Below are 10,084 nucleotides of genomic sequence, written 5' to 3'. Positions count from 1 at the left end.
GAACCCGAGCCCGCACCACCGGCCGCGCCTCCCCCGCCGCCGCCGGAATCCGGTGGTGATGACGGGGAACCGCGCCAGGTCGCCTACCAGGGGCGCGCACTCGGCTGATCCCGCCGACGTGACGCCCACCCGATCGACAGGAGAACGCCACCGTGTCCGAAGAACAGACCACCCCCACGCAGTCGGCCGCTGCCGCCGTAGACACCGCCTCGCTCACCGAGGAGCAGTCCGCGGCCATCACCGAGGCGATCGACAGCCGCGTGGAGGCCACCTCCGAGGGCCTCAAGGAGCTGGTCGACCGGCGCGAGGCGCTGTTCACCGAGATCGGCGACCAGTACCCGGAACTGGCGCAGGCACGGTCACTGCGCGAGGCGGTGCGCAGCGGTTCCCTCGGATTCTCCGATGCCGCCGACCTCGCGGTGCCGGGACGTGACAAGGCCCCGGCGGGCACGCAGCGCACCATCGGCGGCTGGCTGACCGCCGACGCGACCACCGCGCCGAAGGTCACCGGCCCGTCGACGTGGTTCACCGTCAGCCACTGGCACTGGTTGGCGGCCAAGGGGTTCGTGCGTCAGATTCCCTCGCAGCTCGGCCCGGTGTTCCCGCACCTGTTCGTCTCCGAGGCACAGGTCATCTACGACTTGAAGCACTGGGGCGTGTTCGGAACCGTCGACAGCGACGAAGATGGCGATGGTTCCACCGATGACGAGGCCGACAACACGATCACCGATGAGGCCGCTGACATGTTCGCCGCTGTGACCGGTGACGCCGAGATCACCCTCTACGGCATCGTTTTGCTGCACGGGCAGCGCCGCGCACCTGTGGCGATTCCCAGGGAGCTGGACCAGTTCGGGATGCGCGAGGCGGTGCGCGACGTCCCGCGCGTGAACTTCGCCATCGGCGTGGGCAAACGCGAAGTCGTCACTGCCACGGTGAACAACAACATCGTCGTGTTCACCCGACGCCTGCGGCGCACCACTGCCACCGCCGATGCGGCCGAAGCGCTGCGCACCCTGCTCGATCCGAATGGTGACTGGCCGCCGTTTCCGCTGCCGTCACCGATCACCGTGACCGCCGACGTGGCCGGTCAGCTCGCCCACGACCCCGATACCGCGGGCATCATCGACGCCGAACCGGGCGAAGATGCCGACACTGAAACGCGTGTCGCGGATGAGAAAAGGCGCGCCGCGGCGCGCCAGGCGGCGAAGCGCATCGTCAAGTCAGCGAACCTGCCGACGCGAGCCGCCGATGCGCTGTCGGAGATCGCCACGGCCACGACCCGCGCCATGGCGGTGATCACCGTGCGGACCTGCGACGTTGATGTTTCGCGGGGGCCGAAGTCGTCGCTGTCCATGGCCTTCCTCACCGACCGTGGTGTGGTGGCCTCCTACCCCACCGGCGAGGGCCAATGGCGGCGCATCACCTACGTATCGGGGACCACAGAGGGGGTCGAGAAGGGCATCGTCGCACTGCGCGACGCTTACCGCGGCTGCGGCTGATCTGCTATGGCGGCGAAAATCACCGCTACCATTAGGCGAACGTGATCCGGTGTGATCACCAGAGATACGGGAGGACATCAGACATGGCCACAGTGGTGGGAATCAGCCCAGAAGAAGTGCTTGCGATCGCCGAGAACCTCAAGTCGCACTGCGAGACGATGCTGCACGCGGATACGGTCATCCACCAGAACGCGCAGGAACTGGCAGGGTTCAACTACAGGGCGGCAGTGACTGCCACGCTGTTGGGCAAGTACGAGACCGAGACCAACCCGAAGTTCGTCCCCCTCCTGGAGCGGGCACGGGACGCCGCTCAGGGCGTTATCACCACCTGCGAAGCTCAGATGCAGAACCAGGACGCTGGTGCGAGCGAAGTCGCCAAGCACTGACACCGGACCGCCAGAAAAGAGGAATAACTATGGCTAACGAATTGCACCTCAACATCCCCGGAGCTATGCACAACGTCGCGGAGATGCAGAAGTCGCTGCAGATCATCGACACTGAGGCGGCCGACCAACTGTCGGCATACAAGCGCCTCTCTGACGTGATGCAGGGCGCTGGCATGGAGGATGCCGACGCCTACTCTATTGAGCTGCACGCAGCCATCGGAGGAATCCAGGACAGCGTCAACGGAATGACCGTGGCCACGGAGAACGCCTGCCACGAGACCATCGACTACGACAAGGTGCAGGCCGGATCGAACATGACCGGTCAGGCGTAAGCCTCCTGCAAGAAACCGCCCCCGCCCAATTGTGGACGGGGGCGGTTTCTTGTGCGTGTCACGCCGCCTTCGGGTTCCCGTACCAGCGCAGCTGCGTGCGCAACCAGTCGGGCAGCCGACGACACGGCCCGAGGCGAGCCACCGGGACGCCGCCGCGCACCGACGGCGGCACCGGCACGACGACGTCGCCCGAAGTGATCACACAGCCGCCCACCGTGAACCCGGCACCGGCCACGTCCGATCCCGCTTCGTCGCGGAACAGATACAGACCCCCGCCGCGGCACGACGGGTCTAGCAGAGTCGGCGCGGTGTACTGCTCGTAGCGGTCGCCGCTGGCCTGCGCCGACCAGGCATGCCACTGCGCCATCGCCGCGGCATCGGGAACCTCGACGACTACGAGATTCGACAACGCCACATGAAGCGCCACCGTCGGCGTCATACAGCGGTCCTCCTCGATGAGGCGGCGCACCAGCTTCTCCCCGTCGGCCTGCTTCATGGTGCCTTTCGCCACGGCGGCCAGGCTGCGGTAGTAAGAGTCCACGCGCAGGTTGACGCGGCCGGGATCGGTCTCCACCGTCGAGGCCCCGGCGAGTTTCCCGCTGGTGTCGACCGGCATGGGCGCAGACGGCGGGTAGCACTGGGAGACGGCGGCCAGTGCCCGCAGCGTGTGGTCGTCGGCGGCGTCGGGCACCCGGATATCAGGGCCGAGCATGGCGAGCGCGCAGCCGCCCGAAACCAGTTGGCGCAGATAGACCTTCCACTGCGATTTCGGAGAGTGCGGGTCCAGACCGATGCCGAGGACAGCGGAGAGTGGATCGGAGCCGAGCATAGTGGCCTCCTTCGCCTAAACGGACTTCCAGAAATGGCCGACGTCGTTGGCGTCGACGGCCAGGAACGGTTCGATGCCCATCGCCGCGGCGGCCGCGGCCAGAAACGGTGGCGGAGTCGACATGACGCACTTCAACTCCTCCTCGATGGACTTGTCGGCCACCAGCTCGTCGTGCATCCACAGGTGGATGTGGTCGGACAGACCGAGATCGTCGAGTTCGAGGATGCTGTGGTGCAGCACGTCGAGGGCTGATCCCTGGCAGAAGTGATTCGGGGCGATGTGCTCTTTGATCACCGTGCGCCCCTCGGCCGGGATGAATAGGTCTTGGTTCAGTACACGTCCGGTCAGCGTCATCACGTAGCTGCGCTGTCGCGACTGCGCCTTGATGGCGTCGATCAGCCGGTAGATCACCGGAAGCTCCTCGCGGAGCGTGGCGAAAGTTTCCTCCACCTTCTCCCGCGTCAGGTTGTGGGTGGCCGCGGCCGATTCCGCTCCTTGCCCGTAAAGGTTCGCCAGCATCAGTCGTTTCGCGGACTTGCGGTCGAGTCCGACGCGGTCACCAATCGGCTCATACGGGTCCGCCCCGGCACGCATCGCCGCCAGGAAGTCGCCGTCACCGGCGGCGGTGGCCATGACCACCGGCTCGATCGACTTCCAGTCGACCGACACCCACTCATCATCTCCGTCGGGGACGATCACCCCGCGCGCCGCATCGGTGAACTGTTGAACCTCCGGCCCCCCGCACGACATCCGCCCCGTGGCATTGCCTCCGAGAATGTTGAACTCGGGGTGCATACGTCCGGTGACTTCGGCGTTCTCCAGGGCCTTGGACACGTAGCGGTGGGTCTTGCTGTGCAGCATCCATTCCTGGTGCGCAGCGAGCATCGGCGACTTGTTGTCGCCCTGAATAGACTCCAACCGTTCCATCGCCTTCTTATCCGCCGACAGCCGCCCGCCCTTGGTGAGCGGCCACGGCATCGGAAGCTCCCCGCGCTGATGAAGGGCGGTGACGATGTCGATGCCCTGTCCGGGGCGCACTCCCATGGACTGCAGACGCTGATGCGCTGAGGACCACTCAGGGCCGTACTCACGGTGGAATTTGTCGAGGTAGTCGGTGTCGACCGCGTAGCCGCGGGCGGTGCGCGCCAGCACGATCTGGTTCACCCGCTGGATGTCGTCGACGAGCTTCTCGGCTTCGGCGGCGCTGAGTCGGCCACGGCCGCCGTAACCGGCCCCGTACGCCGAGATGTAGCGCGCCGCCTCTGCGGGCATACCTTGTCCGCCGATTCCGGGCACGCCCCACAGCCGCAGCGTGGCCACGGTGTCGGCCATCGCGCCGACCACGTACGTGGGGCTGTCGATGTCGGCGTAGAAGAACCCGTCGTCCTTCTTGCCGCCGCGGGACGCCATCACCTCGCGCAGCTTGATGCGGTCGTCGGACATCAGCTTGTAGCGCGAGGTCAGCTCCTCCAATGACCGCCCGCCGCGGCTGTGGGTGTTGACCATCCGCGCGGCCACCAGCGTGTCTTTGATCTTGCGAATCTGCCCGGCCGTGATGAGCCGATGGGCGTACAGCGGGGCCACGTCGAAGGTGCTGTTGTGGAAGATCAGCTCGGTGGCGTGGTCGTAGACCGCGGCGAGCAGCTTGCGGTGCTCTGGTCGGCGCAGCGGGTCGAAAAGCAGCGAGTAGACGTCGCCGTTGATCTGGAACGCGACCGTCACGCAGGTGATTTGGAACCGCGCCTGGCCGAGGCCACGGGTCTCGATGTCAGTGGCGACCGGTACAGGTGGACGCGAGCGCAGCGTGGTGACGAGTTCGGCCACCGTGTCATCAGCGGTCACCAGGAACGCGCCCACGTTGTGGTCGTACTGCAGGAACTGCGGCACGTCCACGCGCTGCAGGTCGATGCGCGGGATCGCTGGTTCACGGGTCACTGGGCAAGTAGACCATGCATCTGCACAGTATTTGCTGCTCTGCAACACGACACGCCGATGCATGTTCAACGTGGCGTGAATCGGTGGCCACAGCCGCCCCTGCCAGCACTCCCTCATCACCGTCTTAATGCCCTATAAGCAGGTCATTAGCTGTTTACCTTGCGGACGTGACAGCTACGTCGCGGGCGTCGAAATCCAGGGCTGAGAACGATGGTGTTGTTGCATGTGGTTTTTACACTCGTTGTGGTACCGTCTATCCCGTGCATAACGCACATGACAAATACACACCCGACACCAGGTGCCTGTGAGCCGAGACGGCGACGAGCACCAACACCCGACAACCGAAAACAAGGAGACGACAGTGTCCGCTCCCACCGCCGAAGGCGAAAAAGTCATCGACCTCGCCGACATCGTGTCCGCCATCGCGGCCACACCCGATCCGGCCGGAGTCACCGCGCAGCTGGTCACCGCGGTCGCCGCTCGCGCCGAGTCCGCCGCCGCGCAGGGCCAGACGCTCGCCGCGGTCAAGACCGCGTGCGACCGCGTCCTCAGGCTGGTGCGCGACGCCCTGCTCGACAGCGTCGATTCCGTGCCCGGCGCTTACGAGGGCTTCGTGGTGTTCAGCCGTTCCGGCAGCCGCACCCTCGACTACGACAAGTTCAAGTCCCGCTACCCCGACGCCTACCGCGACCTGGTGCGCACGGGCAAAGACGTCCTGTCGGTGAAGTACACCGGCTGATCAACCCCCACCGATCACGAAGGAGAAACCATGTCCGTCGCCCCCGTGCATCCTGCCGCGTTGCAGGACGTCGCACATCAACCGGCCACGCCGCGCAAGGTGTCGATCACCCCGCCGGTCGCCCCCGGCCCCGCCGAGACCCCGATCGCCGTGTCCGGACCGGTCATCCCCGAGGTCGCGGTTCCGGTGCAGCGCAGCCCCTACAGCGCGGAGCCGCCGGTGGTCACCAAGGCCCCCAGCCCCATCGACGGGCTGGACACCGACGTGCCGGTGATCAGCACGGTCCCCGTCAGTGACCCGGTCGCCCCGGACGCGGCCCCGACCGCAGGAGCAAAAGTGCACGTGACGCCTCCGCAGCAGCAGCAGCAGGACCAGGTGCAGCAGCCGGAGCCGCAGGTGAACCCGCGAGTCTCCGGTGGGCCGACCGTGCCGCCGGTGATCGCCGCGCCACCGGAGCCGCAGCCGGAACCAGCCGCGCGCCCCAGCGTCGCCCCGTCGGTCCTCAAGAAGGCCGAGAGGCACGGCATCGACGTGAACCAGCTCGTCGGCACCGGTTCCGGGGGCAAGGTGGTCGGCCGTGACGTCGACGCCGCCATCGCGGCCCTGGAAGCCAGCGCCAACGGCGCGGATTCCGAGCAGCCCGCCGCGGCGGCCGCACCGCCGGTCGCGCAGCCGCCCGCACCGACCGCTGAGACCGCACCGGTCGCACCGCCGGTCACCGAGGCTCCCCCGGTCGCTGAACCTCCCCCCGGATACTTCGACGTCGACCCGGCGCTGGCGGGCCGCCTGGAAGCCAGCGCGAACGGCGCGGATTCCGGGCAGCCCGCTCCGGTCGCCGAGCAGCCTGCCGCTCCGGCGCGGGAGGGGACGATCTCCTCCGACCTGACGCGTCAGGGTGCCGAGCAGACCGCCCCGGTCGATCAGACGGACGCTGGCGTCGGCGTGGCGACTCTGCGGCTCAAGATCGCGGATCGGCACATCGTCAGTGCCAACGACTTCGCCGCGCTGATGGCCGAACTGAACCGCAAGGCCCACGACCGACTGCCGAATCTGGTCATCGGTACCAGCCGCCTGGACTTCGGTCCCGACGGCGCATACCTGCTGGTGAAGGTGGACCTGAATGTGGCGGTGGAACTGTGACCGCCGCCATGCTGGGAGCCGAAGCGGAAGCGCCGCTGATCCCGTCGATTCCCGCCGGTGGCGGGACGCTGCGGGTGCGCATCTCGCCGTTGGTCAGCGACGCTGCCAGCGGTGAGATGTGGGCGGACACCGATGCGGTCGTCGAGCCGCGCGCCGTGGACATGCAGCAGGTGCTGGTGTCGCTGCGCGCGGTGGCCACCCGCGCCGCCGCATTGGTGCGCGATCGCCACATCGTCACGATCAAGCAGCCGCACCTTCACCCGGCTAACGCCCCGTGCCTGCGCTGCGTGGTCAGCAGCGCGTCGCGCAACGCCACCCTGGCGGCCACGTTGCTGGAGATTCTCAATCTCACCGACGCCACCGAGGAGTGGAACATGTCGCGGGACTGCAACTGGAACAACACCGCGACACAGCTGCGCCGCCTGGCCATCAGCGACGCCACGCTGGTGAACATCTACGGGCTGTACTGGAGCGAGATTATGATCTGCGCGTTGCGGATCGAGAACACCGACTTCTCGATGATCCGCCACCTGATCGACAAGTTCCAGGCTCCCAAGGACATGGAGATCGACGTCGACGCGGCCAACACCCGCCACCGCCTCGCCGCCTATCACCTGGGCACCATCGCATTGCCCAAGCGGTACCGCGACGGTGAGGAAATCTCGCCCATGCAGCGCAACCAGGTGCTGCAGGCCGTCGGGTCGGCCCTGGGCAACGTGGCGGTCGGACGCGCGCCGTACTGGACCGATCACCTCTGCGAACCCGTGCTGTAGGTGGGCCGATGACGCTGACCACCTCAACACCTGAACTCGACCACCTACCACCTGCTGACACCGCCCCGGCCGCCGCACCGACGGCCGAGGCGCGCAAACTGCGCGACTACCAGGTGGATGCGGCAAATGCTGTGACCGCAGCGTTCGACGCCGATGTGGTCGGTCCTGCGGTCGTTCTGCCGACCGGATCGGGCAAGACCACGGTCATCGCCGAGCTGGTGCGCCGCGATGTCGTCGGGGGTAACCGGGTGCTGCTCATGGCGCACCGCACCGAGCTGATCGAGCAGATGTCGGCGGCGGTGACCGCGGTGAACCCGACCGGCCCGGTGCCGTCGATGATCGGTGGTATCTACCGCGACGATCCCGACGCCCAGGTGGTGTCGGCGACCGTCCAGTCGCTGCAGTCGCAGAAGTCGCTCGCGGCGCTGGGTGTGCGCGACCTGGTGATCTGCGACGAAGCACATCACAGTCCGGCTGCGAGCTACCGAAAGGTGTTCGAGCACTTCGCCGGTGCGCGTCGCGCCGGATTCACTGCCACCATGACGCGGCTGGCCCCGGTGAAGGGCGAGCCGACGCTGCGCGAAATCTGGAGCAAGGTGGTCTACGAGCGCGACCTCGTGTGGGCGGTGGACAGCGGGTTCCTGATCGCCCCGCACGGTGTGACCGTCGAGCTTCCCGAACTCGACGTTTCCTCGATCCACGCCGGTTCCGGTGAGATCACCGACGGCGAGGCCGAGCTGGCGATGATGCGCGACGCCACCTTGAACGCGACCGTCGACGCCGTCGCCGAACACACCGCGGGGCTGTCGACCATCGTGTTCGGCGCGTCGGTTCCGCACTGCCGCAAGGTCACCGAGGCTCTCAACGGTGTCGGAGTCTCCGCCGAGATGGTGGTCGGTCCGACATCGCCGCGTGAACGAAGCGCTATCTACAGGCGGTTCAACCACGGCGAGACCCACGTGCTGGTCACCGTCGACGTGCTCACCGAGGGAGCGGACTTCCCCCGCTGCGAGGCCGTCGTGCTCGCGCGGCCGACGCGCAGCCAATCTCGGCTGGTGCAGTGCGTCGGCCGGGCACTGCGCCCGTACACCTTCGACGGAGGCCGGATCAAAGACCGCGCCCTGGTGGTGGACCTGGTCGGTGCCGGGTCGCTGGGGCTGATCGTCGAAACCGAACTCGACAAGGAGCACACAGGACGCGGTTCCACCCAGTGCGAGTGTGACCAGCCCTGCTTCGGCAGCTGCGGCGACACCTGCCGCGGTTCCGGGTGCGGCTGCCGCTGCGACTGCGGCACTCCGCTGGTCGACGAGGAGGACGACGACCTCAAAGGCTCCATCGTCTGCACCTGTGAGTGCTCACTGCCTCATGGGCTGTGCCGGTGTGGATGCCTGTGCGACGCACACCGCATCGACCCGCTGGTCACCTTCGACCCCGTCACCGGTCAGCGCGAGACGACGAAGCTGCGCCGCGGTGACTCGCCGTGGTCACAGCGCACCCGCACCATCCGCTGGTCCAAGCACGACCGCGGCCTGGCGCGTCCGGTCTACCGGCAGACCGGCTCCAAGGGCGTGCTGATGCTCGCCGACATGCGCGGGGTCGCGGGATCGGTTCCGGGCCGGGACTGGGCGCTGGGCTTCTACGACAACGATCTTCGCCGCATGTTCTGGGTGAACACCTCCGGGCAGTGGCAGCAGCCGGGGCCGACCTGCCACCTGCAGGGCTACACCCTCGCCGAAGCCGACATGACCGCCACCGCGCTGTTCGACGGCCACATGAAGGACCAGCCCCGCAAGCCCCCGAGCGCTGCGCAGGTGTCGTTCGCCAAAGCACACGGCATCGACGACGCCGAATCGCTTGACCGGCGCGACCTTTCGGACATGTTCGCGCTCTCGCGCGCCGAGGAACACCTTCCGAGATTCACCACCGCAACCACCGACGATGACTGACACCCCACAAGGAGGAATGATGACCGACAACAATCAGGGCCGCAGTGTCGGCGACGAATACCGCGAACACCTCACCGACCTCGACTGGGTGCGCGACGCCGACGCGGTACAGCTTCGGGTGGCTCTGCACGCACTGTGCTGGCGCTGCGAGCGATCCACCGTCGACGCCTTCGCCAGCGATCCTGTGATCGCGCGCAAGGTGCTGATCGTCGCGCGCGGCATCCGCGACGAGCTGGAGGCGCGCATCAAGGCGGCGCGCGAGGAAGGCAGCAAGAACGTGATGTCGCTGCTGCGGCGGCGGGCGTCGGCGGAAACCATCGTGAGCACCTGCGATGCGGCGATTCAGCTGCGGGCGGTAACCGGCGGGGGCGGCCAGCGCGGCGATGAACTGATGCGCGCCATCGCGCGTCACGCCGAGGCGATCGCGCCCGAAGACGCGTGTGACGCCGACCGGGAGCTGTGGCGGGTGCTCGAAGAAGCACCGGCCGCGAGCTGAGGGGGTTTC

General features: G+C 67.4%; 10 protein-coding genes. 8 read left to right on the top strand and 2 right to left on the bottom strand.

Features of this window, described 5'->3' with window-relative positions; translation table 11 throughout:
* Positions 1-152 precede the first annotated feature (152 nt).
* The 3 genes from B8W67_RS14160 (at position 153) to B8W67_RS14150 (ending at position 2,217) form a co-directional block, all read left to right on the top strand.
* On the top strand, positions 153-1,499 hold the full coding sequence (locus tag B8W67_RS14160) for a hypothetical protein (protein WP_085304601.1): 1,347 nt from the start codon (positions 153-155) through the stop codon (positions 1,497-1,499).
* Positions 1,500-1,582: 83 nt separating this feature from the next.
* Entirely contained in the window at positions 1,583-1,885 is a 303-nt protein-coding gene (locus B8W67_RS14155; protein WP_085304600.1) for a hypothetical protein, read from the top strand.
* 29 nt (positions 1,886-1,914) lie between these two features.
* The gene (locus B8W67_RS14150; protein ID WP_085304599.1) at positions 1,915-2,217 is read left to right on the top strand and encodes a hypothetical protein; all 303 of its coding nucleotides are present in this window, start codon (positions 1,915-1,917) and stop codon (positions 2,215-2,217) included.
* A gap of 58 nt (positions 2,218-2,275) precedes the next feature.
* Here the strand turns inward: B8W67_RS14150 and B8W67_RS14145 are convergent, their stop codons facing one another.
* Together B8W67_RS14145 and B8W67_RS14140 are read right to left on the bottom strand one after the other, a co-directional pair.
* A complete protein-coding gene (locus B8W67_RS14145; protein WP_085304598.1) occupies positions 2,276-3,046 on the bottom strand; it encodes a hypothetical protein in 771 nt (256 codons plus the stop codon).
* A gap of 15 nt (positions 3,047-3,061) precedes the next feature.
* Positions 3,062-4,981, bottom strand: a complete 1,920-nt coding sequence (locus tag B8W67_RS14140; RefSeq protein WP_085304597.1) for a DNA polymerase — start codon at positions 4,979-4,981, stop codon at positions 3,062-3,064.
* A 361-nt stretch (positions 4,982-5,342) separates the two neighbouring features.
* Between B8W67_RS14140 and B8W67_RS14135 the strand changes: the two genes are divergently transcribed.
* The 5 genes from B8W67_RS14135 to B8W67_RS14115 are packed head-to-tail and all read left to right on the top strand — an operon-like array spanning position 5,343 to position 10,075.
* Positions 5,343-5,720: a hypothetical protein gene (locus B8W67_RS14135; protein ID WP_085304596.1), complete on the top strand. Its 378-nt coding sequence runs from the start codon at positions 5,343-5,345 to the stop codon at positions 5,718-5,720.
* A gap of 30 nt (positions 5,721-5,750) precedes the next feature.
* Positions 5,751-6,860, top strand: coding sequence for an E3 binding domain-containing protein (locus tag B8W67_RS14130; RefSeq protein ID WP_085304594.1), 1,110 nt, complete (start codon positions 5,751-5,753; stop codon positions 6,858-6,860).
* Positions 6,857-7,633: a hypothetical protein gene (locus tag B8W67_RS14125; protein ID WP_085304592.1), complete on the top strand. Its 777-nt coding sequence runs from the start codon at positions 6,857-6,859 to the stop codon at positions 7,631-7,633. The genes B8W67_RS14130 and B8W67_RS14125 overlap by 4 nt, the downstream gene beginning before the upstream one ends.
* Before the next feature lie 8 nt (positions 7,634-7,641).
* Positions 7,642-9,579: a DEAD/DEAH box helicase gene (locus tag B8W67_RS14120; RefSeq protein ID WP_085304590.1), complete on the top strand. Its 1,938-nt coding sequence runs from the start codon at positions 7,642-7,644 to the stop codon at positions 9,577-9,579.
* A 19-nt stretch (positions 9,580-9,598) separates the two neighbouring features.
* Positions 9,599-10,075: a hypothetical protein gene (locus tag B8W67_RS14115; RefSeq protein WP_133056123.1), complete on the top strand. Its 477-nt coding sequence runs from the start codon at positions 9,599-9,601 to the stop codon at positions 10,073-10,075.
* The last annotated feature ends 9 nt before the right edge of the window (positions 10,076-10,084 follow it).

This window comes from Mycolicibacillus koreensis (genome assembly GCF_002104795.1).
GTDB lineage: Bacteria > Actinomycetota > Actinomycetes > Mycobacteriales > Mycobacteriaceae > Mycobacterium > Mycobacterium koreense.
The sequence above is the reverse complement of the archived record's forward strand: the minus strand, read 5'-3'. Positions and strand labels throughout refer to the sequence as shown.

Coding starts and splice junctions, on each gene's coding strand:
- B8W67_RS14155 (WP_085304600.1), top strand. CDS start 1,583: ATGGCCACAGTGGTGGGAATCAGCCCAGAAGAAGTGCTTGCGATCGCC.
- B8W67_RS14150 (WP_085304599.1), top strand. CDS start 1,915: ATGGCTAACGAATTGCACCTCAACATCCCCGGAGCTATGCACAACGTC.
- B8W67_RS14115 (WP_133056123.1), top strand. CDS start 9,599: ATGACCGACAACAATCAGGGCCGCAGTGTCGGCGACGAATACCGCGAA.
- B8W67_RS14145 (WP_085304598.1), bottom strand. CDS start 3,046: ATGCTCGGCTCCGATCCACTCTCCGCTGTCCTCGGCATCGGTCTGGAC.
- B8W67_RS14130 (WP_085304594.1), top strand. CDS start 5,751: ATGTCCGTCGCCCCCGTGCATCCTGCCGCGTTGCAGGACGTCGCACAT.
- B8W67_RS14120 (WP_085304590.1), top strand. CDS start 7,642: ATGACGCTGACCACCTCAACACCTGAACTCGACCACCTACCACCTGCT.